Source organism: Sphingomonas nostoxanthinifaciens, from assembly GCF_019930585.1.
Taxonomy (GTDB): domain Bacteria; phylum Pseudomonadota; class Alphaproteobacteria; order Sphingomonadales; family Sphingomonadaceae; genus Sphingomonas_I; species Sphingomonas_I nostoxanthinifaciens.
Genome location: NZ_CP082839.1, coordinates 1,686,618 through 1,712,535 on the forward strand (window position 1 = coordinate 1,686,618; position 25,918 = coordinate 1,712,535).

The 25,918-nt window shown below is 66.9% G+C and carries 28 protein-coding genes; 14 read left to right on the plus strand and 14 right to left on the minus strand.

Annotated features, from left to right (window positions below):
* Positions 1 to 9: 9 nt before the first annotated feature.
* The 8 genes from K8P63_RS08115 to K8P63_RS08150 form a co-directional block, all read right to left on the minus strand.
* Positions 10 to 423 carry a GFA family protein gene (locus tag K8P63_RS08115; protein WP_223799304.1) on the minus strand — a complete coding sequence of 138 codons (414 nt, stop codon included), beginning with the start codon at positions 421 to 423 and terminating at the stop codon, positions 10 to 12.
* 58 nt (positions 424 to 481) lie between these two features.
* Positions 482 to 1,225, minus strand: a complete 744-nt coding sequence (locus K8P63_RS08120; protein WP_223799305.1) for a sigma-70 family RNA polymerase sigma factor — start codon at positions 1,223 to 1,225, stop codon at positions 482 to 484.
* Positions 1,222 to 3,357: a flagellar biosynthesis protein FlhA gene (flhA, locus tag K8P63_RS08125; protein ID WP_223799306.1), complete on the minus strand. Its 2,136-nt coding sequence runs from the start codon at positions 3,355 to 3,357 to the stop codon at positions 1,222 to 1,224. The genes K8P63_RS08120 and flhA overlap by 4 nt, the downstream gene beginning before the upstream one ends.
* Positions 3,358 to 3,632: 275 nt before the next feature.
* A complete protein-coding gene (locus K8P63_RS08130) occupies positions 3,633 to 3,950 on the minus strand; it encodes a hypothetical protein (protein ID WP_223799307.1) in 318 nt (105 codons plus the stop codon).
* Positions 3,947 to 4,222, minus strand: coding sequence for a flagellar biosynthesis anti-sigma factor FlgM (flgM, locus tag K8P63_RS08135; protein ID WP_223799308.1), 276 nt, complete (start codon positions 4,220 to 4,222; stop codon positions 3,947 to 3,949). Before flgM ends, K8P63_RS08130 begins: the two co-directional genes overlap by 4 nt.
* A gap of 71 nt (positions 4,223 to 4,293) precedes the next feature.
* Complete coding sequence (locus K8P63_RS08140; RefSeq protein ID WP_223799309.1) at positions 4,294 to 4,812, minus strand: flagella basal body P-ring formation protein FlgA; 519 nt, start codon at positions 4,810 to 4,812, stop codon at positions 4,294 to 4,296.
* Positions 4,813 to 4,841: 29 nt separating this feature from the next.
* Entirely contained in the window at positions 4,842 to 5,282 is a 441-nt protein-coding gene (locus tag K8P63_RS08145) for a flagellar motor protein MotB (protein ID WP_223799310.1), read from the minus strand.
* Positions 5,279 to 5,947, minus strand: coding sequence for a motility protein A (locus K8P63_RS08150; RefSeq protein ID WP_223799311.1), 669 nt, complete (start codon positions 5,945 to 5,947; stop codon positions 5,279 to 5,281). The genes K8P63_RS08145 and K8P63_RS08150 overlap by 4 nt, the downstream gene beginning before the upstream one ends.
* A 228-nt stretch (positions 5,948 to 6,175) precedes the next feature.
* Between K8P63_RS08150 and flgB the strand changes: the two genes are divergently transcribed.
* From flgB to K8P63_RS08215, 13 genes are all read left to right on the plus strand, one after another.
* On the plus strand, positions 6,176 to 6,529 hold the full coding sequence (gene flgB / locus K8P63_RS08155) for a flagellar basal body rod protein FlgB (protein WP_223799312.1): 354 nt from the start codon (positions 6,176 to 6,178) through the stop codon (positions 6,527 to 6,529).
* 5 nt (positions 6,530 to 6,534) lie between these two features.
* Entirely contained in the window at positions 6,535 to 6,939 is a 405-nt protein-coding gene (flgC, locus tag K8P63_RS08160) for a flagellar basal body rod protein FlgC (RefSeq protein WP_223799313.1), read from the plus strand.
* Positions 6,936 to 7,634: a flagellar hook assembly protein FlgD gene (locus K8P63_RS08165; RefSeq protein ID WP_223799314.1), complete on the plus strand. Its 699-nt coding sequence runs from the start codon at positions 6,936 to 6,938 to the stop codon at positions 7,632 to 7,634. The genes flgC and K8P63_RS08165 overlap by 4 nt, the downstream gene beginning before the upstream one ends.
* 27 nt (positions 7,635 to 7,661) lie before the next feature.
* Entirely contained in the window at positions 7,662 to 8,975 is a 1,314-nt protein-coding gene (locus K8P63_RS08170) for a flagellar hook protein FlgE (RefSeq protein ID WP_223799315.1), read from the plus strand.
* 23 nt (positions 8,976 to 8,998) lie between these two features.
* A complete protein-coding gene (locus tag K8P63_RS08175; protein ID WP_223799316.1) occupies positions 8,999 to 9,742 on the plus strand; it encodes a flagellar basal body rod protein FlgF in 744 nt (247 codons plus the stop codon).
* A gap of 11 nt (positions 9,743 to 9,753) precedes the next feature.
* Positions 9,754 to 10,542 carry a flagellar basal-body rod protein FlgG gene (gene flgG, locus K8P63_RS08180; RefSeq protein ID WP_223799317.1) on the plus strand — a complete coding sequence of 263 codons (789 nt, stop codon included), beginning with the start codon at positions 9,754 to 9,756 and terminating at the stop codon, positions 10,540 to 10,542.
* 11 nt (positions 10,543 to 10,553) lie between these two features.
* Positions 10,554 to 11,252 carry a flagellar basal body L-ring protein FlgH gene (locus tag K8P63_RS08185; protein ID WP_223799318.1) on the plus strand — a complete coding sequence of 233 codons (699 nt, stop codon included), beginning with the start codon at positions 10,554 to 10,556 and terminating at the stop codon, positions 11,250 to 11,252.
* 11 nt (positions 11,253 to 11,263) lie between these two features.
* Complete coding sequence (locus K8P63_RS08190) at positions 11,264 to 12,364, plus strand: flagellar basal body P-ring protein FlgI (protein WP_223799319.1); 1,101 nt, start codon at positions 11,264 to 11,266, stop codon at positions 12,362 to 12,364.
* A gap of 77 nt (positions 12,365 to 12,441) precedes the next feature.
* On the plus strand, positions 12,442 to 12,717 hold the full coding sequence (locus K8P63_RS08195) for a rod-binding protein (RefSeq protein WP_223799778.1): 276 nt from the start codon (positions 12,442 to 12,444) through the stop codon (positions 12,715 to 12,717).
* Positions 12,714 to 14,063 carry a flagellar hook-associated protein FlgK gene (gene flgK / locus K8P63_RS08200; RefSeq protein ID WP_223799320.1) on the plus strand — a complete coding sequence of 450 codons (1,350 nt, stop codon included), beginning with the start codon at positions 12,714 to 12,716 and terminating at the stop codon, positions 14,061 to 14,063. Before K8P63_RS08195 ends, flgK begins: the two co-directional genes overlap by 4 nt.
* A gap of 12 nt (positions 14,064 to 14,075) precedes the next feature.
* On the plus strand, positions 14,076 to 14,933 hold the full coding sequence (locus tag K8P63_RS08205) for a flagellin N-terminal helical domain-containing protein (protein WP_223799321.1): 858 nt from the start codon (positions 14,076 to 14,078) through the stop codon (positions 14,931 to 14,933).
* Between the two features lie 103 nt (positions 14,934 to 15,036).
* Entirely contained in the window at positions 15,037 to 15,900 is an 864-nt protein-coding gene (motA, locus tag K8P63_RS08210; protein ID WP_223799322.1) for a flagellar motor stator protein MotA, read from the plus strand.
* A gap of 3 nt (positions 15,901 to 15,903) precedes the next feature.
* Positions 15,904 to 16,833, plus strand: coding sequence for a flagellar motor protein MotB (locus K8P63_RS08215; RefSeq protein WP_223799323.1), 930 nt, complete (start codon positions 15,904 to 15,906; stop codon positions 16,831 to 16,833).
* Here the strand turns inward: K8P63_RS08215 and K8P63_RS08220 are convergent.
* Positions 16,800 to 17,699 (minus strand): transglycosylase SLT domain-containing protein, encoded by a 900-nt coding sequence (locus tag K8P63_RS08220; protein ID WP_223799324.1) that lies wholly within the window; start codon positions 17,697 to 17,699, stop codon positions 16,800 to 16,802. The two genes, K8P63_RS08215 and K8P63_RS08220, sit on opposite strands and share 34 nt — an antisense overlap.
* A 315-nt stretch (positions 17,700 to 18,014) precedes the next feature.
* On the opposite strand from K8P63_RS08220, the gene K8P63_RS08225 reads away from it, so the two are divergent.
* Complete coding sequence (locus tag K8P63_RS08225; protein ID WP_223799325.1) at positions 18,015 to 19,127, plus strand: acyltransferase family protein; 1,113 nt, start codon at positions 18,015 to 18,017, stop codon at positions 19,125 to 19,127.
* A gap of 7 nt (positions 19,128 to 19,134) precedes the next feature.
* Here K8P63_RS08225 and K8P63_RS08230 read toward each other — a convergent pair whose 3' ends face one another.
* The 5 genes from K8P63_RS08230 to K8P63_RS08250 form a co-directional block, all read right to left on the minus strand.
* A complete protein-coding gene (locus K8P63_RS08230; RefSeq protein WP_223799779.1) occupies positions 19,135 to 20,019 on the minus strand; it encodes an FAD:protein FMN transferase in 885 nt (294 codons plus the stop codon).
* 98 nt (positions 20,020 to 20,117) lie between these two features.
* Entirely contained in the window at positions 20,118 to 20,993 is an 876-nt protein-coding gene (locus K8P63_RS08235; protein WP_223799326.1) for a DUF4198 domain-containing protein, read from the minus strand.
* Between the two features lie 14 nt (positions 20,994 to 21,007).
* Positions 21,008 to 21,484, minus strand: a complete 477-nt coding sequence (locus tag K8P63_RS08240; protein WP_223799327.1) for a DUF2271 domain-containing protein — start codon at positions 21,482 to 21,484, stop codon at positions 21,008 to 21,010.
* Between the two features lie 10 nt (positions 21,485 to 21,494).
* On the minus strand, positions 21,495 to 22,130 hold the full coding sequence (locus K8P63_RS08245; RefSeq protein ID WP_223799780.1) for a PepSY-associated TM helix domain-containing protein: 636 nt from the start codon (positions 22,128 to 22,130) through the stop codon (positions 21,495 to 21,497).
* Positions 22,131 to 22,363: 233 nt separating this feature from the next.
* Entirely contained in the window at positions 22,364 to 25,714 is a 3,351-nt protein-coding gene (locus tag K8P63_RS08250; protein WP_223799328.1) for a glycosyltransferase, read from the minus strand.
* Between the last annotated feature and the right edge of the window lie 204 nt (positions 25,715 to 25,918).

A 25,918-nucleotide genomic window follows, 5' to 3' on the forward strand; every position in this document is an offset into this window, starting at 1 on the left:
GAACCGCGCTCAGGGCATTGCCTCGAACAGGCGCAGGCCCGGCGGCAGCAGCACCCAATCGGGCTTGTCGCGGACGAAGATCGCCGCGCGCGGCCGGAAGTGCGCCGGGTCGTCGAGCGTGCCGGCATAGATGGTGTGGCTGTCGTCCACGCCCAACTCTCCTCCGAACACCAATGCCCCGCAGGTCGGGCAGAAATTGCGCACCGCCGTCCCGCGCAGGCACGGCGAATGGAAGGCGTGCGCGGCGCCGGTGACGGTCAGCGCCGCTGCGGCGAACCCCATGAAGGGGATGAAGCCCGATCCAGACGCCCGGCGGCAATCCACGCACAGGCAATAACCCGAAAAGTCGGGCGCGGTCGTCGCTTCGTAGCGCAATGCGCCGCACAGGCAGCCGCCGGTGATGGCAGGCGTGACGTCGGTCATGGCCGAAGGGTGCCGCGACGGGCGCCGGGCTGCAACCGAAAAGCGCGCGACCGAGCGGTCAGCTCCAATCGGCGAGGCTCTTGCGCAGGCGATCGAGCGCGGCCTTCTTGATCTGGCAGATGCGCGCGGCGCCGACGCCGAGCACCTGCCCGATCTCGTCGAGGTTCATCTCCTCGACGAAATAGAGCTGCAGCACCATCGCCTCGCGTTCGGGCAATTCCGAGATATGCGCGGACAGGGCGCCGACGAGCTGCTCGCGCTCCAGCGCGGTGTCGATCCGTTCCTCGACGTCGGCGAACCACATCGACTGATCCGAATAGACCTCGTCGAGCGACTCCTGCCGGACCGACATCGTTGCATCGGCCAGTTCGCGGAAGGCGGCGGGCTCCATCTCCATCTCGCGTGCCATTTCTGACTCGGATGGCGCGCGACCCAGCCGCGATTGCAGCTTCGCCGCGATCTCGCCCATCGCCTTGCGCTTCGTCATCGCCGAACGACAGAGTGTCGCATGGCGGCGCAGATGGTCGATCATGTGGCCGCGGATGCGCATCGACGCATAGGTGGAGAAAGCATGGCCGCGATCCTCGTAGCCGTTCGCCGCCTCGACCAGCGCGACCATGCCGATCTGCACCAGATCCTCGATATCGATCGCGGACGAGACGCGGCCGTGGACGTGCCACGCAATCTTGCGCACCAGCCCCATATGTTGTCGCGCAAGCGCGGCGGGATCGCTGCGCGCCGGCTTGCGGCCATAGGTGGCGGGCACGTCGTCGTAAGCCATGTTTGGGGCGGCGAAACTCATCGCGCCATCTCCGGTACGCGGTTGGACAGAGCCGGCGCGGGGGCCGGCTGACTATTGGAGCCGACGATCGCCATGACCTCGATCCCCTTGCCGTCGGGGATTTCGAGGAAGGACAGGATCGGCGTCTCGGGCAGATGGGGCTTCAGCAGTCGCGCCACCGCGCGCCGCGCGAGCGGCGAGGTGACGAGCGCGAAGCGGGTCGCGTTGTTGACCAAGGGTGCCGACGCCTGGGTGACGGCGGTGATGATGCGCTGCGCCAGCGCGGGCTCGAACGGGTGCTGCGCGGTCGGCCCGACGCGAACCGCCTGGGAGAGCATTCCCTCCAACTCGGCATCGAAGGTGATGACTGGCAGCGGCATCTTCACCGGCACGACCGTCTGCACGATCAGCGCACCGATGCGCGAGCGCACCGCCTCGATCAGCGCGTTGGGATCCTGCGTCTCGCGCGAGCTGTCGATCAGTGCCTCGGCGATGCGGCGGAAATCCTTGAGCGGGATGCCCTCGGACAGCAGGGCGCGGCAGGCTGCCGACAGCTGGGACAGGCTGAACGGTGCCGGCGTGAGGCCGGCCACCAGCTGCGGTGCGCCGTCCTTGAGCGCGTCGAGCAGCTTCTGCATCTCGTCCATGCCGAACAAATCGGCGGCGGACTGGGCGACGAGCTGGTTGAGGTGGGTCGCGACCACGGTCGCACCATCCACCACCGTGTAACCGGCGACGACCGCGTCACCGCGCTTTTCGGGACGGATCCATACGGCATCGAGGCCGAAGCTCGGATCCTTCACCTGGCGGCCTTCGACCTTGCCGATCAGTTCGCCCGAATCCAGCGCGAGCAGATCTTCCGGCCAGCATTCGTCCTCGCCGACGACAACGCCGGCGACCGAGATGCGATAACTGTTGGGGCCGAGCGCGAGATTGTCGCGCACGCGCACCAGCGGCACGACGAAGCCGAGTTCGCGCGAGAGCTGGCGGCGGATGCCGGTGATGCGTGCCATAAGCGGCGCGCCCTTGCGCTCGTCGACCAGCTGGATCAGCCCGTAGCCCAGCTCCAGCGACAGGGCGGCGGTGCCCGAAACCTCGTCCCAGCCGATCTGGGTGGGGTTGGGGGGCGGGGGCGGCGCGGCCTCTACCGCCTTGGCGGCTTCGATTGCCTTGGCTTTCGCGCCGCGCAGCTTCCACGCTACCGTGCCGGCCAGGCCGGCGGCGGGCAGGATGATGAAATGCGGCATGCCCGGCAGAAAGCCGAGGAAGCCGAGGATGCCGGCGACCGGGGTCCATGCCTTGGCCGAGCCGAACTGGCTGGTGATCTGGTTGGAAAGGTCGAGCGGGCTCGACACGCGCGTGACGATCGCTGCCGCCGCGATCGACAGCAGGAGCGCCGGCACCTGCGCGACCAGCGCGTCGCCGATCGCCAGCTGGATATAGGTCGATGCCGCCTCGCCGACGGAAAGCTTGTGGTTGACGACGCCGAGGACGAGGCCGCCGAGGATGTTGATCGCGAGGATCAGCACGCCGGCGGTGGCGTCGCCCTTCACGAACTTGGACGCACCGTCCATCGAGCCGTAGAAATCGGCCTCGGTCGCGACGTCCTGGCGGCGCTGCTTGGCTTCTTCCGGGGTGACGAGGCCGGCGTTGAGGTCGGCATCGATCGCCATCTGCTTGCCGGGCATCGCGTCGAGGGTGAAGCGGGCGGACACTTCCGAGACGCGGCCCGCGCCCTTGGTGATGACCACCATGTTGATGATCATCAGGATGCCGAACACGAACAGGCCGACGGCATAGTCGCCGCCGATCAGGAAGTGGCCGAACGCCTCGATCACATGCCCGGCCGCCGCGGCGCCATTATGGCCGTTGACCAGCACGACGCGGGTCGAGGCGACGTTGAGCGCGAGGCGCAGCAGGGTCGCGAACAGCAGCACTGTCGGGAAGGCGGAAAAGTCGAGCGGCTTCTCGGCGTTGAGCGAAACCATCAACACGGCGAGCGAGATCATGATGTTCGTGATGAAGCCGATATCGAGCACGATGCTGGGCACCGGCACGATCATCAGGCCGACCAGCATCAATGTCGCCATCGGAAGGATCGCGCCTTTGGTCGATCCGATCCAGAGCTTCCGATTTATCGCCTTGGTCGCCATGCGTATCCTCGTCTTACGACAGGGAAATAAGCAAGAGGCGTGCCAGAATGAGGTGTTTGGAGGGTCGCTTCGGGAAGTCGTCATCCCGGCGCAGGCCGGGATCCATAAGCCGAGCGGCGGCTCGATGGGCAGCTACGTCGCCGCGATAGATTCCCGCCTGTGCGGGAATGACGATCATTTGTCTTCGGAGGGGTATTCCCATGCTCGGCCACAGGGCCAAGGGAGGGAGGCGCACGGGTCAGGCGCTGTGCGCCGGTGGTGACTAGGCTCCGGCCTCAGCCGAAGCGGCCGTTGCGCCGATAGGCCTGCGGCGTCTGGCCGCGGGTGAGCGACACCAGCCGCTCGAGCCGACGCTGGTTGCTGTCGGCGAGGAAGTTGATGCGGCCGCGAGCGGCGTCGGCGCTCTTGAGCGCGTGGATCAGGGTATCGCGAAGCTCCGGCCGCTCGCGCCATGCGCCATGCGCCTGCAGTTCGCCGAGCGCCTCGGCGAGTTCGACATTGGCGGCGTCGAGCGTCTCCAGGTCGTGCGCGTCGAGCGCCGCGATCAGCGCGGCCTGCGCGTTGACGACACGAAGGAGCGCGCTCTCGCTCATGCGCGGACGGCCAGGTCCTGCGCGACCATCGCGCCTGCGATCGCCTTCGGGTCGATCTTGTAGGTGCCGGCGGCGATGCTGGCACGGATCGCCGCGACCTTGTCGGTATCCACCGGCGCGCCCTGCGCGGCGAGCGCCGCTGCCGGGCTGCGCGGGGTTTCGACCGCTTCGGCCTGCGATGCAGCGGCCTGAACCGCCTCGCTGCTGCGCGGAGTGGCGCCCTGTAAGTCGACGGCACGCGTGGTGCCGACCGATCCAATTCCCGTAATCATCCGAGCTGCCCTTCGCATTGCCTGATCCGAATGTACCTGCTGCACATCCAGATTAACGACCCGTGCCGAAATTATTTAAATCCTGCTAATCTGGCGCGCCCAGCTTCGATCACTTCGGCGAAAATCGGCGCATTTTTGCCATCGGCCTTCACCCGGATGCGGTTGCCCGCCGCGCCATCTTCCTGCGCGATGCCGGCGACCGACACGCTGAAGCCATCCGACTCCGCGACCAGATCGATCGGGTCGCCGCGGCGGATCACCATCTCCTGCTTCACAGGCACGAGCATCGCACCCCCAGCCGTCGCGGGCGTTGCAGCGCCGCCGAGGCGGGTGAGCGGCACGCGGATCCGCCAGTTGGCGGCGGGGCAACGCAGCGCGATCGCGCCCATCACCGGCGGATCGATCTGCACCGTCGTCGGGCAGGGGGCGAGCTTCAGTCGCCGGTCGATCTGCGCCATCGGGCCGCCCGTCTCGCCGATCCCGGCGCCGAGCGCGCCGATCAGGCGCGCCTCGAGCGCTGGAATATTCTGGAACGGCTCGGCCGCTGCCGGCGTGGCAGCGAGGGCGGCGAGGCTGAGAATCATTTTCATGCCCGCATTTCTGCAAAAGCCATGCCAGTCTAGCGACGACGGCTGACGCGGATGACCTGGCCGCCACCCGTGGCCGGGTCGATGGCCAGCGCGATCTGGCCCGCGGGCATGCCCGACGCCACCAGCGCGCGCGCTACGGCTGCACTCCGCGCAGCGGCGAGTTCCCACCCGTCGAAGCGCGCTGCGTTCGGCTCGGTGCCGCGACTGGAGATCGTTATCGCCCCGCCGCCACGCGCATAAGCCAGCAGGGATGCACGCGCCTGCGACCGCAGCACGGCCTCCCCCGGATCGAACCAGAGGCGGGCGGGCACGGTCAGCGGCGCTGCGGTCGGTGTGCCGAGCGCGGCGCGTACGCTTTGCGTCAGCGCCTGCGGATCGGGATGGGCCTGGAGCAGGACGAAGAAGCCGAGCAGCAGCAGGCATAGGTCTGCGAAACTCAGTGCCCAGCGGGCGTTGCTGCGCGCCTTCATGTCCCGAACCGGCGCGCGAGATGGCGCTGCAGGCCATGCGCCTGATCGAGTTCGGCGCGGGCGAGCGCGGCGAGCTGCGCCAGCGTCCGCTCCTGCCACGCCAATTCCGCGGTCGAGAGGCGCTCCAGCCGGTCGGCGATCGGCCCGGCGATCAGGTTGGCGACAAGGATGCCCCACAGGGTGGCGACGAGCGCGGACGCCATTGGCGGGCCCAGCTTGGCCGGATCCTCCATGTTGGCGAACATCGCGATCAGGCCCAGCACGGTGGCGACCATGCCCATGGCGGGCGCGGCATCGGCCGCGTCGCGCCAGAAGGCCGTCACGGCGGCGTGGCGCAGCCGTCGCGCGCCAAGGCTGTCCTCGGCCCAGCGCATGAAGACTTCGGAGGAGGGCGCGTCGGCGAGATGCCGGAGCGCTTCGCGCATGAAGCGGCCGGCGGTGGCGACACGATCGGCGCAGACGACGCTACGCGCCGCGGCGACCGCTTCGACCTGGCCGACGGCGACGATCGCGGCGAGCGCGTCCGCCTCGGGATCGGCGGCGACGAGTGGCTTGAGGCTCGCCAGCGCGGCCGACAGGGTGGAGAAGCCGCCGCGCAGCAGCGCCGCCAGTGCCGCGCCGCCGAAGACGATTGCGAGCGCGAGCGGATCGAACAACCGCGCCATCTGAGCGATGCTCTCCACTCTTACGCTTACCCCGTTTGCCGCACCGGCAAGAAATTGCCGCTCCCGGCAAAGCATTGCCGGTCGCCTCCGCATGCCGCCGGCAGCGGGCGGCAAATGCCGTCTCGCGCCAGTTTGGCACACCCCTTGCAGAACATGATCCCGAACCGCCGTCCGATCCCAGTAACGGCCGGCACGACCCGAGCTTTAGGCACGAAAGGAGGAGCGAACATGGCAGGCACCGATCCGCTCTTCGGGATCGACGGCAATGCGCTGGCGCTGCGTTCGCAGCGCATGGCGTTGCTGGCGTCGAACATCGCCAACGCCGCCACGCCCAATTACAAGGCGCGGGACTTCGATTTCCAGAAGGCGCTTGCCGCCGCCAACAATGGCAGCGCGACCGCCGATGCCGCCAATGGCGCGCTCGGCTATCGCGTGCCGCTGGAGACGAGCCTCGACGGCAACACGGTCGAGCTCCAGACCGAGCAGACCCAGTTCGCCGAGAATGCGGTCCAGTACCGCTCGACCCTGTCCTTCCTGCAGGCCCGCATCGCGACCGTGATGACGGCGCTGAAGGGAGACTGAGCGCGATGGCCAACAATCTCTCCATCTTCGATATTTCGGGTCGCGCCATGTCGGCGCAGCTCGTGCGGCTCAATACGACCGCGTCGAACCTCGCCAATGCCAACACCGTCTCGACCACCAAGGAAGGCGCGTTCCGCTCGCTGAAGCCGGTGTTCACCACCGTCGGTGCGCAGCCGGGCATCGCGACCGTCCAGGTGAGCAAGGTCGTCACCGCCGGCACCGATCCGACGCAGCGTCACGATCCATCCAATCCGCTCGCGGACAAGGACGGCAACGTCTGGGATGCCGGCGTCGATAGCGCGGGCGAGCTGGTCGAGATGATGGAAACCGCCCGCCAGTATCAGAACAACGTCCAGGTTCTTCAAACCGCCAAATCCCTTACCCTCGACACGCTGAGGCTTGAGAAATGACCACAGTCTCCACCACCGGAAACAGCTACCTCGACTCGTTGATGACGAGCACGAGCAAGGCAGCCTCGTCGTCCACGACCGCGACGGGTGGCAGCAGCCAGACGATCAATCAGTCGGGCTTCCTGAAGCTGCTGACCACGCAGCTCCAGACCCAGGATCCGACGCAGGCGACCGATACCAACCAGATGGTCGCCCAGATGGCGACCTTCAGCCAGGTCGCCGGCATCACCGAGATGAACCAGTCGCTGGCGACCATGTCGACCAACGTCGCGGCGCTCCGCTTCGGCAGCGCTTCCAACTGGGTCGGACGCGCCGCGCTCGTTCCGTCGGATATCGCGACGCAGGCATCGAACGGCGCCTATGCCGGCCAGATCACCGTGCCGTCGGACGCCAAGGACGTCACCGTCTCGCTCACCAATGCAAGCGGCCAGACCGTGTTCAGCAAGGATCTCGGCGCGCAGAGCGCCGGTGCGGTCAACTGGAGCTGGGACGGCAAGGACTCGTCGGGCACCGCCACGACGGATGGCGCGCTCAGCGTCAACGTCAGCGCCGTCGGGACGAGCGGCGGCAACCTGACCACCACCAACAACACCTGGAACGAGATCAGCTCGGTCAAGTCGCCGACCAGCGGCACCACCAGCCTCGTCACCGCACTCGGGACGATCGATCCGTCCACGGTGCTCGAGCTTTCCTGATTTCCGCACTTCTACCCGGAGAATCCCATGTCCTTCTTTACCTCGCTGTCCGGCCTCAAGGGCGCGCAATCCGATCTCGGCGTCATCTCGAATAACATCGCCAACGTCGGATCGATCGGCTTCAAGAAAAGCCGCGCGGAATTCGGCGATCTCATCTCCGCCTCGCCGCTTCAGTCGGGCACGGTCGCGGGCCAGGGCACGCGGCTGAAGGACATCAGCCAGCAGTTCACCCAGGGTGGCTTCCAGACGTCCGATCGCGCGCTCGATCTCGCCATTTCGGGCCAGGGCTTCTTCGTCACCAAGACGGGCAGCACGCTCGCTTATACCCGCAACGGCGCGTTCAGCCTCGACGGGGACCGCTATCTGGTCGACAGCAACGGCGCCTATGTGCAGGTGCTGCCGGTCGACAGCTCGGGCACGCTCGCCGCGACCGGCCTCTCGTCGGCCACCAACCTGCAGATCCCGCAGACCGCCGGCAGCCCGGTCGCGACCTCGGCGGTGCAGCTCGGCGTCACGTTGCCGAGCAACGCCGACATGCCATCCGCGCGCAGCAATTACAGCACCACCACGCCCTACGCGTTCAGCCGTTACGACTCGAACAGCTACAATTTCTCGACCTCGACCACCGTCTTCGACAGTTCGGGCAATCCGCAGCAGGCGACGCTCTATTACGTGCGTACGTCGGTGCCGGACACGACCGCGACGCCGCCGGTGACCGACAGCACGTGGCAGGCGCACCTTTTCGTCGGCGACCAGGAAGCGAGCGCGGACGGCAGCGCCGTCACGACCCCAGCCCAGCCGGTCACGATGACGTTCGACAGCAACGGCGTCCTCAAGTCGCCGACGACGGGCACCCAGTTCAGCAGCGTGCTGCCGTCCGGCGCCGGCGCGCCGATGTCGATCGACCTGACGTTCGACAGCTCGAACACGCGCCAGGCGTCCTCCACCTTCACGCCGGGCACGATCACCCAGAACGGCAAGGCGGCGGGCCAGCTCAACAACATCTCGGTCGACAGCAACGGGCTGGTCTCCGCGACCTTCTCCGACGGCACGAGCAAGAAGCTCGGCGCGATCATGATCGCCAACTTCCCGAACACCAACGGCCTGCGTCAGCTTGGTGACTCGCGCTGGGGCCAGAGCGGCCTGTCGGGCGATCCGATCATCAGCCAGGCCGGCTCGGGTTCGGCCGGTTCGATCCAGTCCGGCGCGCTCGAAGAGGCGAACGTCGATCTGACCGAGGAGCTCGTCTCGCTCATCACCGCGCAGCGTAACTTCTCGGCCAATTCCAAGGCGATCGAAACGGGCAACAACATGACCCAGACGATCATCAACCTGCGCTGACGGCACGGATGCGGAGTTAGACGGTGGACCGGCTCATCTATTCCTCGTTGGCGGCGATGCGCGGCGCGATGGGCCGGCAGGCGACGATCGCGAACAATCTCGCCAACGTGAACACATCGGGGTTCCGCGGCGAGATCGCGAACGCACAGTCGCTGTGGATCCGCGGGCAGGAGCTGAACGGCCGCGCCACCGTCTCCGACGAGGTGAAGGGCGCCGACATGTCGAAGGGAACGGCGGCGCAGACCGGCCGCGATCTCGACGTGTCGCTCAACGGCGATGCGATGCTGACGGTGCAGGCGGCGGATGGATCCGAGGCCTATACCCGTCGCGGCGACCTGCAGCAGACGAACAGCGGCCTGCTCACCACCGGCGACGGTTCGATCGTGATGGGGGAAAATGGCCCGATCACGCTGCCGGCCGCCGACACCGTGTCGATCACGGCCGACGGCACGATCTACATCGTGCCGCAAGGCGGCGATCCTCAGGCCCCGCAGCAGGTCGACAAGCTGAAACTGGTGAGCCCCGGCGGCAGCACCATCGCGAAGGGCCTGGACGGCCTGTTCCGCAACACCGCCGGCGGCACGTTGCCGTCCGATCCCGATGCGCGGGTGAGTTCGCGTTCGCTCGAAGGGTCGAACGTCAGCGCATCCTCGGCACTGGTCGACATGATCGACACGTCGCGGGCGTGGGACAGCCAGATCAAGATGCTCACGACCGCGCAGGAGCTCGACAAGTCCTCCGCCGACCTCATGCAATTGCCCCAATAGGAAGATAGGCCATGACCAACGCCGCCCTCCACGTCGCTCGCACCGGGCTCGATGCACAGAATTCGCGTATGCAGGTGATCGCCAACAATTTGGCGAACGTGAACACCACCGGGTTCAAGCGCGATCGCGCGAACTTCGAATCGCTGGATTACCAGCAGATCACCGCTCCGGGCGCGCCCTCGTCCGACGCGAACAAATATGCGACCGGCCTCAATCTGGGCACCGGCGTCAAGATCATGGCGACGTCGCGGATTGACACGCAGGGGTCGTTGCAGACCACCGATCGCTCGCTCGATCTCGCCATTTCGGGGCAGGGCTTCTTTCAGGTGACGAAGCCGGACGGCACCGCCGCCTACACCCGCGACGGCAGCTTCAGCACCAACGCCGACGGTACGGTCGTCACCTCGGACGGGCTGCCGCTGCAGCCGCAGATCCAGATCCCCGCCAACGCGACCAACGTCACGATCGCGACCGACGGCACCGTTTCGGCGGCGCTGCAGGGCCAGTCGAACACGACCACGCTCGGCAAGATCCAGACCGTGCGCTTCCAGAACGCGTCGGGTCTGCAGGCCGAGAGCGGCGACCTCCTGATCGAAACCGCGGCCTCCGGCGCGCCCCAGGTGGGCGATGCCGGCACCGATGGGCGCGGCACGATCACCCAGGGCAGCCTCGAAGCCTCGAACGTGGATATTACGCAGGAGCTGGTCGACATGATCGAAACCCAGCGCGCCTATGAGGTGAATTCGAAGGTGATCAAGGGCACCGACGAGATGCTCCAAACCGCCAACCAGCAGCTCTGAGGCGCGACCTGATGTCCTCCCTTCGTATCGCTCTGCTGCTCGGCCTGAGCTGCGCCTGCGTCATTGCTGCCATTCCAGCGCATGCGGGTCTGCTCGGCACCGGCGACAAGGCCAAGCACGATCAGGTCGAATATGCCCGCACGCCCTATCTGGCGCCCCCCGCGCCGCAAGCGGATGGCGCGATCTTCCACGCGGCGAGCGGTTACGCGGCGCTCACCTCGGGCGCGCGCGCCGCGATGGTCGGCGATGTCGTCACGATCAATCTCGTCGAGAAGACGCAGGCTGCCAAGAGCAACAGCGCCAATACTAATCGCACGGGTTCGATCAGCGTCACGCCGCCGCCGACCGGGCCGATCGCGACCGTGCTCAACAAGGTCAACCTCAACATGGGGCAGGGCGCGACCTTCGCCGGAAAGGGCGATGCCGCGCAGTCCAACCAGCTGTCGGGCGCGATCAGCGTCACGATCGCGGAAATCTATCCCAACGGCACGATGCTGGTGCGCGGGCAGAAGCAGCTCACGCTCAATCGCGGCGACGAGACCATCATGATCTCGGGCATCATCCGCGCCGCCGACATCGACTTCGACAATACGGTGCAGTCCACCCGCGTGGCGGATGCGCGCATCACCTATACCGGCAAGGGCGAGGTTGCGCGCGCCAGCACGCAAGGCTGGCTCGGTCGGTTCTTCTCCCGCGTCGCTCCGTTTTAGGGCTCCGTTCCATGCGTCTCGTCATTCTCCTGATCGCCATGCTCGCGGGCCTTGTCGCGCTCCCGGCCTCGGCCGAGCGGATCAAGGATCTCGGCACCTTCCAGGGCCTGCGCACCAACCAGCTCACCGGCTACGGCATCGTCGTCGGCCTGGCGGGCACGGGTGACGACAATCTGGATTATACGACGCAGGGCATGCGCAGCGTGGCGTCGCGCTTTGGCCTGACGCTGCCGGCCGGCCAGACGCAGCCGTCGCTGAAGAATGCCGCGGCGGTGATGATCACCGCCGAACTGCCCGCCTTCGCCAAGCCCGGCCAGAAGCTCGACATCACGGTCGCGGCGCTCGGCAAGGCCAAGAGCCTGCGTGGCGGCACGCTGCTGATGACGCCGATGCAGGGTGCAGACGGACAGATCTACGCCATGGCGCAAGGCAACCTTGCGGTCGGCGGCCTCGGCGTGACCGCGGCGGACGGCTCGAACGTCACCGTCAACGTGCCGTCGGCCGGCCGCATTCCGGGCGGGGCCACGGTCGAAAAGGCGGTCGACGCCGGTTTCGCCACCACGCCGGAGATCAAGTTCAACCTTGCCGAGGCCGATCTCACCACGGTCGAGCGCGTCGCCGACGCGATCAATGCGCGCATCGGAACGGGCCGCGCCCGCGCGATCGACGCCGTCACCGTCGCGATCAATGCGCCGCAGGGCGCGGAGGTGCGGACCGCGCTGATGGGGCAGATCGAGGATCTGCTGGTCGAGCCGGCCGATGCGCCTGCCCGCGTCATCGTCAACGCCCGCACCGGCACGGTGGTCATCAACGGCGCGGTGCGGATCGCGCCCGCCGCGGTCAGCCACGGCAAGCTGACCGTGAAGGTCAACGAGACCCTCAAGGTGTCGCAGCCCGGCCCGTTCAGCAACGGCCAGACCGCCATCGTGCCCAAGAGCAGCATCTCGATCGACGAGGAGAAGCACCCGATGTTCCGCTTCGCACCCGGCGCCAGCCTCGCCGACATCGTCAAGGCGGTCAACGCGATCGGCGCATCGCCGGCCGATCTGGTCGCCATCCTCGAGGCACTGAAGGAGGCGGGGGCGATGAAGGCCGACCTCGTGGTTCTGTGACGACGCCGGTTTCCTCCACGACGGCCGCAGCAGCGGCGGCGGCGACGAGCGCGGCCACCGGCACGGCTGCGCCCAACATGGCGAAGCTGAAGAAGGCTGCGCAGGGCTTCGAGGCGGTGTTCGCGCGCCAGATGATCTCGTCGATGCGCACCGCCAGCCTCGGCGACGGCATCATGGATTCGAGCGCGACCGAGCAGTTCCGCGACATGAGCGACGGCAAGCTCGCCGAGGCGATGGCAGGCAAGGGCTCGCTCGGCATCGCCGACATGCTGGTCAAGCAATGGGGCGCACGCGTCGCCGGTCCGGCCGGCGCCGCGACGGCCACCACCAACGGCCCGGCGACGTCCAAATGAGCGATCTGATCTCCATCGGCCGCTCGGGCATCAATGCCTATCAGGGCGCCTTGGCGGCGGTCGGCGAGAACGTCACCAACGCCAATACCGACGGCTATGCCAAGCGCATCGTGACGCTGAAGGAGCAGGCCACCAACGGCATCGGCTTTCTGTCGACGACGCATGCCGATTTCAACGGCGTGCAGCAGACGACGGTGGCGCGCGCCTTCGACCTCTACAAGTCGAGCGATGCCTGGACCGCGAATTCGGACTCGTCCTACGCCGACACGCGCGCGCAATATCTGACGACGGTCCAGTCGCAGCTCAACGACACCAACACCGGTATCGGCACGAAACTGACCGCGATCTACACCGCGGCCAACGCGCTTTCGGCCAACCCGACCGACACGACGCTGCGCCAGAGCATGCTGTATGCGGTGCAGGACGCGACCGGCTCGCTCGGCCAGGCGGCGGCCAGCCTCGACAAGGTGATGGGCACCATCTCCGATCAGGCGACGTCGCAGGTGGCGCAGCTCAACACCTCGCTGACCCAGCTCGCCAAGCTCAATCTGTCGCTGGAGACCGCACAGGCGGGCACTTCGGGCCGCGCGACGCTGGAGGATCAACGCGACAGCCTGATCTCGACGATCAGCAGCACGGTCGGCGTCGACGTGACGCTGGACCAGAAGGGTGCGGCGACGCTCAAGCTCAGCAACTATGGCGGTCCGACGCTCGTTTCGGCCAACAGCACCACGCCGGCACTGGTGAGCGTTTCTCAGTCGAGCGACGGCCACCTCGTGGTCTCGCTCACGTCGAACAATACCAACAGCATCGCCACGCCGACATCGGGCACGCTGGCGGGGCTGATGGACGGCGCCGGCAACGCGTCCGATCGCAAGGGCCAGCTCGACGGCCTGGCCGACCAGCTCGCGACCCAGCTCAACACGTGGCAGGCGCAGGGCCTCGATTTGAGCGGTGTCGCCGGCACCGACATGTTGTCCGGCCACACGGCCGAGACGCTGCAGGTGCTCATCACCGATCCCACCAAGATCGCCGCGGCCGACGCGACCGCGAGCAACGGCAACCTGCTGGCGCTCCAGTCCACCCGCAGCGCGAGCGGGGTCGAGACGACGTGGCACGCGATGGTCAACGCGCAGGCGCTGCAGGTGAACGCGGCCAATACCGCCTCCACCACCGCATCGGCGCAGAAGGACAACGCCTATTCGGCGCTCGACAGCGTGTCGGGCGTCAGTCTCGACGACCAGGCCGCCGATCTGCTGCGCTTCCAGCAGGCCTATTCGGCCTCGTCCAAAATCATCCAGGCCGCCAAGGATACGTTCCAGGCGATCCTTGGTCTCTTTCCATAAGGGGGTCAGATCGTGACCAGCATTAGCCGCTACACCGCCCAGGCTGAGATCAGCCGCCAGAGCGCTCTTTCGAGCCAGATCCTGACGCTGCAGCAGCAGGTGTCGAGCGGCAAGCGTCTCGCCGCGCCGTCGGACGATCCGGCTGCCTCGGCACGCGTGTCCGAGATCCGGCAGATGCAGGCCGACCAGGTCGTCTACACCACCAACACCAATACCGGCGCGGCGATTTCAAGCGCCGCCGATACGGCGCTCACCTCGGTCACGACCTTGCTGACGAAGGCGAAGGAGCTGATGTTGTCGGGTCGTAACGACGCCACGTCCGATACCGACCGTGCGACGATCGCGGGGCAGCTGACCAGCCTGCTCAGCAACATCCAGTCGCTCTCCACGCAAAATGATCCGACCGGGGCGCCGCTGTTTCCGGACGGCACGCCGCTCGAGCTGCCGGTGTCGGATACGCTCAACCTGCCGGCCACGGCCTCGCGCGATTCGGTGTTCAACCAGGTGTCGATCGCCGGCGTGCCGACCTCGATCACCAGCATCCTGACCGATGCGGCCACCGCGCTGACCACCACCGACGCCACACAGCGCGCCACGCTCTCCGATGCGAGCCTGACGGCGCTGGATGACGCCATCAACCATATCACGCAGGTCCAGGCCGATCAGGGCGTGCGCGCACAGCGTTTCGATACCGCCAAGACCGCGCTGGCCGATGCCGGCGATGCGCTCACGACCGAGCGTTCATCGCTCGAAGACACCGATCTCACCTATGCCCTGTCGCAATTTCAGTCGAAGCAATTGTCGCTGCAGGCGGCCCAGTCCGTCTATGCGCAGACCATGAAAAAGTCGCTGTTCGATCTGATCGGCTGAGCTTCTGCCAGGCTTAATGCCGATTTACCTCGGCCGTTAAGCCTATTGGAGGATCATCGAGCTAGGTTGTCCTCGCGTTATCTGAGACGGGGGATCTCCAACCATGTTTGCTGCCATCGGCCTTGTCGTCCTGCTTGGCATGGTGTTCGGCGGGTTCGCCTTCACCGGCGGCAGCCTCGGCCCGGTGCTGGAGGCGATCCCGCACGAGATGATCATCATCGGCGGTGCGGCGGTCGGTGCGATCGTCGCCGGCAACAGCATGAAAGAGATCAAGCAGTTCGGCGGCGGCTTCATGAAGGTGCTCAAGGGGCCGAAATACGCCAAGAAGGATTATCTCGACACGATCTTCCTCGTCTCCGGCCTGATGAAGATGCTGCGCACCGACGGGCCCGTCGCGCTGGAGCCGCACATCGAAGACCCCAAGTCGTCGAGCGTCTTCGGCCAATATCCCAAGCTGCTCAAGGATTCGACGCTGATCCACATGATCACCGATACGCTTCGGCTGGTGGTGATCTCGTCCGGCACGCTCGACCCGATGGCGGTCGAGGACGTGATGGACAATGCGCTGAAGACGCATCACCACGACGACATTCGGCCGGCCGACATGCTGCAGGGCCTCGCCGACGCTTTGCCCGCATTGGGCATCGTCGCGGCCGTGCTCGGCGTGGTCAAGACGATGGGCTCGATCGACAAGCCGCCGACGATCCTGGGCGGCATGATCGGCTCGGCGCTGGTCGGCACCTTCATGGGCATTCTGCTCGCCTACGGCATCGTCGCGCCCTTCGCGAACCGCTGCCGCCAGGTGATCGAGGCCGACGGCGCGATCTACGGCATGGTCAAGCAGATCATCATCGCCTCGCTCCATGGCCACCCGCTGCCGCTGGTGATCGAGGCGGCGCGCTCGGGCATCACCCATTCGAACCAGCCGGCCTTCGCCGAGGTGTTCGACGGCATGCGCGGCCGCTAAGAAATGGCCGCACCAGCCAAACGGGGCAAGAACGAGCCCGAACCACGCCCGATCATCGTCAAGAAGATCATCGTCGAGGGCCATGGCGGCCACCATGGCGGCGCCTGGAAGGTCGCCTATGCCGACTTCGTGACCGCGATGATGGCGTTCTTCCTGCTGCTGTGGATCCTCGGTGCCACCACCGAGAAGCAGCGCAAGGGCATCGCCGACTATTTCGCGCCGACGATGGTGCAGATGAAGCAGAAGTCGGCCGGATCGAACGGCGTCTTCGGCGGCGATTCGATCGTGTCGAAGGATCATTATGCGCACAAGTCGGCGCAGACCGGCAGCCGCTCGCTCACCATTCCCAAGGATGCGTCGGGCGGCGTGAAGGAAGGCGAGGCGCAGCGCGTCAAGGATCGCATCCGTTTCGGCTTCCTCAAGCGCGAGCTGATGAAGCGGATCCAGAGCGACAAGTCGCTCCAGCGCTTCGCACAGAACATCCGCATGACCGAGACGCGCGAGGGACTGCGCATCGATCTGGTGGACAAAGCCGACTTCTCGATGTTCGCGATCGGCACCGATCGTCTGCTGCCCGATGCGTTCCGGCTGATGGGGCAGGTGGCGCAGGTGATTTCCGCCGTGCCCAACGGCGTGATCGTGCGCGGCCACACCGACTCGCTGCCTTATGCGGCCGGCCGCTCGGTCAACAACTGGACGCTGTCGAGCGCGCGAGCCGAAGCGACGCGGCGTGCGCTGGCGGAGCAGGGCGTGGCGGGCACCCGCTTCAGTCGGATCGAAGGCGTGGCCGATCGTGAACCGTTCGTGCCGACCGATCGCTACGATCCGCGCAACCGCCGCATGTCGGTCACGCTCGAGTGGAGCGATACGAAGCAGGGCGACGCGGCTGGAGGCGACCCTCAGACCGCCGGGGTGGCCGACAGCATCAAGTAAGCGAGCCGGGCCTGCGCGGGCGTGGGCTTGAGCAAATTGACCCGGCCTTGCTCCAGCGCGGCCATCATCGAGGAGACGTCGCCCGATGCGTCGGCGACCTGCGTCGCGGGCGTGCCGAGGCTGGCGTCGCTCATGTCGGCATAGGCAAGCCGCACGTCGGGCAACGGCGGCGCGCCGGGCAGGCTCTGGACGAGCGATCCCGGCGTCGCGTTGCTCGTGTCTGAAACACCGTTGGCGTCGCTCGCTTTGTCGAGCTTCGATCCCATCAGCGCATAGACCTGCCCGAGCGTGCGGGCTGAGCCGTCGCTTGCGTAGAAGATGCCGCGATTGGAATGCGCCTCGCGCGGGAACAGGCTGGCGGCGGTGGCGTCGGGGCTGGTGGTGGCGGCGCGCAGGAAGCGCGTCGCACCCTGCAGCCCGAGGAAATGCGCGAAATAGAGATCGGTGCCGTTGACGCCGCGGCCGAGCGCCTGCGTCAGGCCCTGCGCATTCTCGCTGGCATAGGATGCCGCCATCATCGCCGCAGGGGCCGCCTGCTCGCGCAGCCCGAACACCGCATCGCGCAGCGAGGGATCGACGGTGAAGCCGCCGCCGCGCTTCGACTGGATCGCGTCCGCCGCCCAGCCGAGGCCATGTTCGGCGCCATGCTTCTTGACGACGGCGAGCCAGCTCTGGTCGAGGAATTGATAGAGGCCGGTCGCGGTCGAATTGCCGGCCTTGGCGGTGGCGTTCAGTCCGCTCTCGCTCTGCGCCTGTGCCAGCAGATACGAGAAATCCACGCCGGTGCTTTGCGCAGCCGCACCGATCGCGGCGCGCGCTTCGTCGCGGGCCGCCGCCAGGCTGGTCGAGATGCGCGAGAGCGACACGTTGGGGGGTGCGAACCTTTGCTGTTCTGGAGTTCATCAACGATAATGAAGTATGAAGGTTAACAGCTCGTTAGGCGCGGTTACTATCCACAGCCCGTGCTGTCCGAACTTTTGAGCCACTCCGCATCGGCCGGCGCCCTACAGGTGGCAGACGAGCGAAGCGTTAACCTCTCAGATGATCCGCTTCATGGATAGCGATAGCGTAAATTACTCAAAAGTATCGAAAACTCTCCGGTCACATCGGACGAGATAAAATGATGCCGACGCGGGCTGATATTGCTATCTTGCCATGGTTGTCGATGGGGGTTTGGCGACATGGGGGATTCGGTCGCGCGCGGCATAGCTGCGCGACATCTGGTTGGTCTTGACGGACTGCGTGGGCTGGCGGCATTCGTCGTCGTAGTTCATCATGTAGGAACGACGATCGGCGTCGATATCGCGCCGAGTGCTATCTATGCCGTGGACTTCTTCTTTCTGCTCAGCGGCTTCGTCGTGGCGCGTGCTTATGAAGACAAGATCGCCGACGGTCGAATGTCTGCCGGCACCTTCGCGCTGGTGCGCGCCGTCCGGCTCTATCCGGCGGTCCTTCTCAGCCTTGTTATCAGCGCGGCCTTCCATCTGACGGGTGGCGTTGCCGATGCCGATGCCACCGGCACCGCCTATCTGGCGCTGTTCCTGATCCCCTGCCTTTCGACCAACATGCTGTTCCCGCTCAATCCGCCGCTCTGGTCGTTGCTGCTGGAGCTGATCGCCAATGCCGGTCATGTGGCGATGCTGACCGGCCCCGATCGGCGACGCACGGTCGCGCATGCGGCGATGGCGGCGATGGTCGGGCTCGGCGCTTTGCTGTTCGCGATCCTCGCTTATCGTTCGATCGCGATCGGCCCGAAGCCCGAAACCGCGCTTGGCGGCGTGGCCCGGATCGCGTTCAGTTATGGATTGGGCGTCCTGCTCTATCGCATGCGGCGCGACGGGCTGCTGCGCGCGATCGACGGGAAGGTGCCGTTCCTGCTGGGCGTCGCCATCCTGACGGGGTTGCTGCTGCCGCAATTGCCCCACGAAACCCTGCTGTGCGTGATCTTCGTCCTGCTGCTGTCGCCGATCACGCTGGTGGCCGGCTTCGCGACGCCGGGGTCGGCCATGATCGACCGTTGCTGCACGATCCTCGGTAAGCTCTCCTACCCACTCTACGCGCTGCACATGCCGATCCTCGCGACGATCGGTGCCGGGGGTGTGGCCCCTACGGACGGCGTGGCGGCATTCCTGTTCTGGTCGGTGGTCGTGCTGGCGACATGCGGCTTCTCTTACGCCGTGGCCGAATTTTACGAGGCGCCGCTCATCGCGTGGGCGAAGCGCCGGCTGGCCACGGCCGATATGCCGGCGGCCTCGACGGTCGGCGCGGCCCAGATGGCCGGCACGATCCGCTAGGGGCGGGTCAGTCCGCGAGCATCGCCGCGAAGGCGGGAGAAAGCAATTCGCGCGCTTCGCCGTCGATCATGACGACGACGCATGCTGCGATCCCCGCCACCTCGGCCGCGGCGATCCCCGCATCCCCGCCGAGCACGGTGACCGCCGTCGCCCATGCATCGGCGTCCATCGCGCTCGCATGGATCACCGTCACCGAGACGACGCCGTTCGCGGTCGACCTCCCGGTGCGCGGATCGAGCGTATGGGCGCCGCGCCGATAGTCGCCCGAGGTCGCCACCGCCAGGCCGTGCAGCGCGATACGGAGCGGCGGCAGCGTGCTGCCGGGCGGCTGCTCGACATCCACCCACCACGGCTGGCCATCGGGCCGGACGCCGCGCCCGGCCAGCTCGCCGCCAATCTCGACCAGGCAATGGCCCAGACCCTTCGCCGCCAGCAGGTCGGCGATCGCATCGACGGCATGGCCCTTGGCGATGCCCGACAGATCGAGCGCCAGCCCTCCCGGCTGCCGCAGCCGTCGTGCGCCGGGATCGAATTCGAGCCGTCGCCAGCCCGATGCCGCGCGCGCCGCGCGGAGCGTCGCCTCATCGGGCGGGGTCGATCGCGATACGGGCCCGAATCCCCACAAATCGGTCAAGCGCCCGATCGCCGGATCGAAGGCGCCATCGGTCGCGGCCGCGATGCGCAGCCCGGCGGCGACGACATGGGCGAAATCGGGGGGCAGCGCGAACCATGATCCTGCGGGCGCGCGGTTGAAGCGCGACAGATAGGATGCCGCTTCCCACTGGCTCATCTCGGCGACGATGTTGCCCAGCCGGGCCACGATCGCCGCGCCGATCGCCGTCAGGTTGGCATGGGGAGGCCGGGCGAAGCGCACGTGCCACATCGTGCCCATCGTCTCGCCCGAAAGCGTGGCGATCGACCAGGCCGGATCGCGCGCCGCAATCGCCGCCGGCGCGATGTCGGGCGGCAGCGCGATCCGGACGGGGTCGCTCACGGCATCAGCACTTCCAGCGTGGTGCTGTAGGACAGGCGCCGCTCGGTCGCGCGCGGGACGCTGGTCTTGGCGTCGGTCAGCGTCGCATTGAGCCAGTACATGCCCGCCTCGGGCCACTTGATCGTCAGCACGCCGTCGGCGCCGGTGGTGAGATCCATCGCGCCGAGATCGTTGCGATAACGCTTGCCGCCACGGATGACGGCTACCTTCAGGCCGGCCATGGGCTGGCCGTCGACCAGGAAGCGGAACCGCGCAGGCTCGCCCAGCACAAGATCGTCGGGATGGGTGATCGGCACCAGCTCGATGCCCTTGCCGGTGGGGGCGAAGACGGCGGTGGTCGGCGTCCCCTCGGTCACATAGACCTCGTTGCGCGACAGCGTCTCGGCGAGCTTCACGTCGGTCGCGTCGGCGGGGATCTCGTTCACCGCGACAGAGGGTAGGCGCGGCGGGCCGCCTGCTGCGGCAGGCCCACCGGGTCCGCCACCCGGAGGACCACCGCGACCGCCGACGCGCCGCTCGACGCCGTTCTGCATGAAGGTACCGCCGACCATCGCCATCTCGCTGCTGACCCGCCACGTGCCGGGCTTGTCGAGCTTGACGTCGAAGACCGAGCGGTAGCGGCCGGTCGACGCATTCTGCATCGTGCCGGGTGTGCCGTCGGGCTGGGTGACCTTGACCGATTCGAGCCGCAGCGGGGCATGGTCGAAGAAGAACAATTCGCTCGTCACCGCGCCGTCGAAGGTCACCCAGCTTTCAGGGCCGGAGAAGCTGGTGGCCGAGGGAAGCAGCCACGGATGCTCGGCGCGCGCGGCGGCGGGGAGTGCCGCCAGCGCGACGGCAGCGGCGAGCAGGCGAGTGGTGAGGTTACGCATGGCGGGCCTCCGGATCAGCGGGCGGAAACGGTGATGGCGCCGAGCTCGGCCTTGCCCGCCGCGCGCGCGGTGCCGGGCACGGTCAGCGGCGTGGAGACGAGCTCGCGGCCGCCGCTTTCGCGCGCGGCCTCGACGTTTAGCACGTAGGCGCCGGGCTTCACGTCGGCGGGCAGGGTTATATTATACTGGCCGGGCGCGCGGGTCGCGCCGGTGATGCCGTCGGCAGGCACGGTCATGCTCCGCCCCGCCTTGCGCCACCAGGTGCGCATCTCGGCCAGCCACTTGGTGCCCGGCTCGGCGCCGAGCTTCTTGACGTTGTACCACACCGCGATCGTGCGCGGTGCGCCGCCGGCGGTCGGCTCCAGCCATACCGCGACATAAGGCGGGTGATATTCGGCGACCGACAGGCGCGGGATTGTGACATTGATCGTGCCGGCGGCAGCCGGCGCGGCGATCGCGCCGCCCAGCAGGATGAAGGAAGTCGATCGCATTTTTGGCCCCTCAGTGGATGAACAGGATGGCGACGATGATCGGTAGCGCGACGCCCGCCGCCACCATCGGCCACGTCATCGGCCGGCGCCGCGCGTGGAACTGGAGCAGCAGCAGCCCGGTGATCGTGAACAGCACGCAGGCGGCCGCGAACAGGTCGATGAACCAGAACCATATCGCCCCGGCATTGCGGCCCTTGTGGAGATCGTTGAGGTACGAGATCCAGCCGCGGTCAGTGGTCTCGGCGCTGATATGGCCGTTGGCGCGATCGATGCTCACCCAGGCGTCGCCGCCCGGCCGTGGCAGTGCGACATAGACCTCACCGTCGGACCATTCGCCGGCATGGCTGCCGGCATCGACGCCGACGATATCGCGCACCGCCTTCGCCACGGCGGTGGGCAGCGGCGCGTCGGCGCGCGGTGGAGAGGCGAGCAGGGGCCGCAGCGGGCCGGGCAGGGTGCCGCTGCTGTCTTTCACCACCGGCTTCGCGTCGATCGACGCTGCGTGGTTGAGCGTGATCCCCGTCACGGCGAACAGCAGCATCGACAACAACGAGATCGCCGCGCTCACCCAATGCCAGGTGTGCAGCTGCTTGAGCCACCAGCTGCGCCAGGAGCGGCGGTGCGTTTGAGGATGCGACGGGATCAGGAGAACAACCGCTATTGAGAGCTAATAGCAGTTTCTTTCCGGCGCGAGGCCGCTTTTGTCAACGGCTCATGCGGTCCAGGCATATGGCTTCTTCCGCGCCAACGGGTGCGATCCGTTCGGTTCGAGCCACTTCAAGCCCGTCGAGAAGCGCCCATCGAATAACGCGCCATGCATGCGGATTTCTGGGCCACCGGCTCGAACCTCCGCTCGAAAAGAACGGCCCGCGGTTTGAGTTAGCCCTGCGGCGTCGCCACGCGTCCCGAACGTTCCAGCTTGCCCCAGCCGACCCATGGACCACGCACCGCCGCCGTCACCGCGCGCACCACCACGGAATACATGATCTGGCGGTAGACGAAGCGCTGGGCGAGCAGCAGGAACAGCGGGAACTTCTTCTCGCGCGGCTCCAGCGCATAGGCGATGCGGCCGCATATCGCGTCGATCGCGGTGAAGGCGACCCAGTAGACCAGCATGCGCAGCACGTCGCTCTGCGTCTGATGCCAGCCATGCTGCTGCACGCGCACGACCGTCGAGATGATGCTGATCGCCAGCGCCAGATCGATCAGCGGCGAGATCAGCGCGAAGCCGATCTGGAACAGCCACGCCTGCGGGATGCCGACTAGGGCGAGCCCGGCCGGGCGCCGCTCGCGCAGGATGCGGCGATGCTTCCACAGGCATTGCAGCGTGCCGAACGCCCAGCGGAAGCGCTGCTTGGCGAGCGCACCGAAGGTTTCGGGTGCTTCGGTCCACGCGACCGCGTCGATGTCATATTCCACCAGCCAGCGCTTGCGCTGAATGGCGATGGTCAGATCCTGGTCTTCCGCCAGCGTATCGTGCGGATAGCCGCCGACGCTGTCGAGCGCGGCGCGCCGCCATGCGCCGACCGCGCCCGGCACGACCGTGATCGCGTCGAAGCGGGACAGCGCGCGCCGCTCCAGATTCTGCGCGGTGACATATTCCACCGACTGCCAGCGCGTGACGATGTTGACGCGATTGCCGACCTTGGCGTTGCCCGCCACCGCGCCGACCTCGTCGTCGGCGAACCAGCGCGACAGGCGCGCGATCGTCAGCGGCTCGAACTGGGTGTCGGCGTCGAGCGCCACGATCACTTCGCCCGTGGCCAATTCCAGCCCGCGGTTGAGCGCGCGTGCCTTGCCGCCATTCTCCAGCGTCAGCAGGCGGACGCGCGGATCGTCGGCATAGGCCTCGCGGACGACGTCGCTGGTACCGTCGGACGAACCGTCGTCGATGACGATCACCTCGAGCCGGACATCCTCGCTCGCCAGCACGCGCGCGACCGACGTCGCGATCACCCGCGCCTCGTTAAAGGCGGGGATCAGCACCGAGACGAAGCGGTTGGGATCGATCGGCGGCGGCACCGGCCGGTTACGCGGCAGGTTGGAGCGCAGCGCCAGCAGCGCGAGCAGGATCGCGCGCGCCGTGCCGACGAAGATGGCGATGAAGAACAGGAACTTGAGCAGCTGGTCGAGACCGGCAAGCAGCATGAAGATGCCGACGTCGAACCGCACCGCGATCAGATCGGATCCCGAGATGCGCGGATTGAGTTCGTTCGACGAGACGTTGGCGAGGCGCGAGACCGGCACGATTGTATAGCCGCGCGCGCGCAGCCCATCGATGATCGCCGGCAGCGCCGCCACCGTCTGCGATCGATCGCCGCCCGAATCGTGCAGCAGGATGATGTTGCCCGATTTCTTGTCGTTGCCCGCCTCGACACCGTCGAAGGTGTTGTCGAGGATCGCCTGCGTGCCCGGCCGCTGCCAATCCTCGGTGTCGACGTGCAGGCCGATGTTGAGATAGCCGCGTTGTTGCGCCTGCAGCACCGGCACCAGCTCGTCGCTGGTGGTCGGCTCGGCGTCGCCGAAATAGGGGATGCGCGCCATCCGCATCGCGCGGCCGGTATAGGCCTCGACCAGCCGCTGCGTGGTGTTGAGCTCGATCCGCACGCCGCGCGGCGACACCAGAGCCATGTTGGGATGGGTGTAGCTGTGGTTCCCGATCTCCGAGCCCTGCGCCAGGATGCGGTTGAGCAGGAAGGGATGGGCGAGCGCATTCTCGCCGATCACGAAGAAGGTCGCCGGAGCGTTCTTCGCCTTCAGGATGTCGAGGATCTTGGGCGTCCACTTCGGATCGGGCCCGTCGTCGAAGGTGAGCGCGACCTCCTTCGGCCGATAGCCCGAGCGGCGCACCACATAGGGCGTCGGATAGCTTGCGAAATGCTCGTCGCGGATCAGCCCGCGCGCGTCGCCGGTCACGGTGCGCAGCCCGTCTTCGGGAACGTGTTCGATCCGGACGATCTCGCCATTGCCCTCGACGTCGACGTTGCCGATCGACTTGAGCGGCCCGAAGGTCGGGGGCACGTTGCCCTTAACGATCGCGGCGAAGTCGTCCCAGATACCGGGATCCTCGCCGCCCATACGCCACAATGCTGTACCGAACGCGCCCGCGGCCTTGACCGCGCGCATCTGGTTCCATGCACTGGCGGCATCGAGCAGCCATACGTGGCGCAGCGTGCCGTCATCGTCATGATAGTCGAACGTGGCGTTGCCGCTCGCTTTGTCGAACCGGGTGACGACATTGTTGTCGTGCGCGATCAGCCATGCCTCTTCGTCGGTCATGGTGTCGGCGTCGGTCTTGCCGTCTGGCCAGTCATACGCATAGTTGGCGATGCCGATGATCGACTTTTCGCGGCCGACCTCGGCCACCGTGCGGCGCAGTTTTTCGACGAACCACGGCTGCGAGGCGATCGGCCCCGGATCGCCGCCCGGATAATGTTCGTCATAGGTCATCAGGAACAATTTGTCGGCGACCTTGGCGTAGGCCTTCAGATCCCAATCATTGTCGCCGACCGGCACCGCCAGCGTGACCAGCATGTTCGAGAAGCGCTTGTTCGCCTCGGCGATGAAGCGCTGATAATCGTGCTGCGCGGTCGCCGGCAATTCTTCGAAGTCGAACACCACGCCGGCGGCATGTTCCGCCGTCAGCATCTCGCCGACCTGATCGAGCAGATGCGCACGCAGCTTGGGATCGTGCAGCAGCTTCGCCGTGTCCGCGCCGAACCATTGGTCGTCCTCGACATTCTGGACGACCGGCAGGATCAGCGGATGATGCTGGCTGGTGGCGAGCACCGCTTTCAGGTTGGCGTTCGGCCGGTAATCGAATTCGTGATCCGGCCCGGTGACCGACGAGATCACCGGCACCACCCAGTCGAGCTGGTTGATGTGCGCCTGCAGGCTTGTCTTGCTGGCGTCGTCCCACGGGACGTAGAAGCCGATCACCGCCTGCCGACCCGGCATCACCGTGCCCGGCTTTCCCTCCGACGGCAGCCACGAGGCGAAGGCGCGCACGCGCCGCTGCACGACGCGGCGCAGATGCGCTACCTGGCTGTTGAGCGAGCGCGGCTGTTCGCGCTCGATCCCGATCTTGAGCGGGTCGGGCGCGGGCACGTTGAAGATCGTCGCCGCGAAGCCGATCGCGGCGAGAAACAGCACGACGATCAGCGCCAGCAGCAAGCGCTTCGACCATCGGCCGCGCCGACCGCTGGGATCGTAGAAAACCGGCGCTTCCATGCTTCTCGCCTAATCGCCCTCGTCAGAGGATCTATGTCGTCACGGCTGAGCGGCGGCTGAACCCGGTCCGCTCTCGCCGCGCCTGCGTGAGACGCGGCCTTGGCTCCGCTTCGATGCGATGTCCAGAGGCGTGAAATTATCCATCGCCGTCATCCCGGCGTAGGCCGGGATCCAGGCCACGTCACGTTCGCGGATGAATCGCAT

Bases quoted from the DNA above. Each gene is read 5' to 3' on its own strand.
- K8P63_RS08250 (WP_223799328.1), bottom strand. From the start codon at position 25,714: ATGGAAGCGCCGGTTTTCTACGATCCCAGCGGTCGGCGCGGCCGATGG.
- flgB (WP_223799312.1), top strand. From the start codon at position 6,176: ATGGCAGGCACCGATCCGCTCTTCGGGATCGACGGCAATGCGCTGGCG.
- motA (WP_223799322.1), top strand. From the start codon at position 15,037: ATGTTTGCTGCCATCGGCCTTGTCGTCCTGCTTGGCATGGTGTTCGGC.
- flgG (WP_223799317.1), top strand. From the start codon at position 9,754: ATGACCAACGCCGCCCTCCACGTCGCTCGCACCGGGCTCGATGCACAG.
- K8P63_RS08225 (WP_223799325.1), top strand. From the start codon at position 18,015: ATGGGGGATTCGGTCGCGCGCGGCATAGCTGCGCGACATCTGGTTGGT.
- K8P63_RS08195 (WP_223799778.1), top strand. From the start codon at position 12,442: ATGGCGAAGCTGAAGAAGGCTGCGCAGGGCTTCGAGGCGGTGTTCGCG.
- flgC (WP_223799313.1), top strand. From the start codon at position 6,535: ATGGCCAACAATCTCTCCATCTTCGATATTTCGGGTCGCGCCATGTCG.
- flgM (WP_223799308.1), bottom strand. From the start codon at position 4,222: ATGATTACGGGAATTGGATCGGTCGGCACCACGCGTGCCGTCGACTTA.
- K8P63_RS08230 (WP_223799779.1), bottom strand. From the start codon at position 20,019: ATGGGCACGATGTGGCACGTGCGCTTCGCCCGGCCTCCCCATGCCAAC.
- K8P63_RS08165 (WP_223799314.1), top strand. From the start codon at position 6,936: ATGACCACAGTCTCCACCACCGGAAACAGCTACCTCGACTCGTTGATG.
- K8P63_RS08145 (WP_223799310.1), bottom strand. From the start codon at position 5,282: ATGAAGGCGCGCAGCAACGCCCGCTGGGCACTGAGTTTCGCAGACCTA.
- K8P63_RS08185 (WP_223799318.1), top strand. From the start codon at position 10,554: ATGTCCTCCCTTCGTATCGCTCTGCTGCTCGGCCTGAGCTGCGCCTGC.
- K8P63_RS08115 (WP_223799304.1), bottom strand. From the start codon at position 423: ATGACCGACGTCACGCCTGCCATCACCGGCGGCTGCCTGTGCGGCGCA.
- K8P63_RS08120 (WP_223799305.1), bottom strand. From the start codon at position 1,225: ATGAGTTTCGCCGCCCCAAACATGGCTTACGACGACGTGCCCGCCACC.
- flgK (WP_223799320.1), top strand. From the start codon at position 12,714: ATGAGCGATCTGATCTCCATCGGCCGCTCGGGCATCAATGCCTATCAG.
- K8P63_RS08130 (WP_223799307.1), bottom strand. From the start codon at position 3,950: ATGAGCGAGAGCGCGCTCCTTCGTGTCGTCAACGCGCAGGCCGCGCTG.
- K8P63_RS08150 (WP_223799311.1), bottom strand. From the start codon at position 5,947: ATGGCGCGGTTGTTCGATCCGCTCGCGCTCGCAATCGTCTTCGGCGGC.
- flhA (WP_223799306.1), bottom strand. From the start codon at position 3,357: ATGGCGACCAAGGCGATAAATCGGAAGCTCTGGATCGGATCGACCAAA.
- K8P63_RS08140 (WP_223799309.1), bottom strand. From the start codon at position 4,812: ATGAAAATGATTCTCAGCCTCGCCGCCCTCGCTGCCACGCCGGCAGCG.
- K8P63_RS08240 (WP_223799327.1), bottom strand. From the start codon at position 21,484: ATGCGATCGACTTCCTTCATCCTGCTGGGCGGCGCGATCGCCGCGCCG.
- K8P63_RS08170 (WP_223799315.1), top strand. From the start codon at position 7,662: ATGTCCTTCTTTACCTCGCTGTCCGGCCTCAAGGGCGCGCAATCCGAT.
- K8P63_RS08190 (WP_223799319.1), top strand. From the start codon at position 11,264: ATGCGTCTCGTCATTCTCCTGATCGCCATGCTCGCGGGCCTTGTCGCG.
- K8P63_RS08235 (WP_223799326.1), bottom strand. From the start codon at position 20,993: ATGCGTAACCTCACCACTCGCCTGCTCGCCGCTGCCGTCGCGCTGGCG.
- K8P63_RS08215 (WP_223799323.1), top strand. From the start codon at position 15,904: ATGGCCGCACCAGCCAAACGGGGCAAGAACGAGCCCGAACCACGCCCG.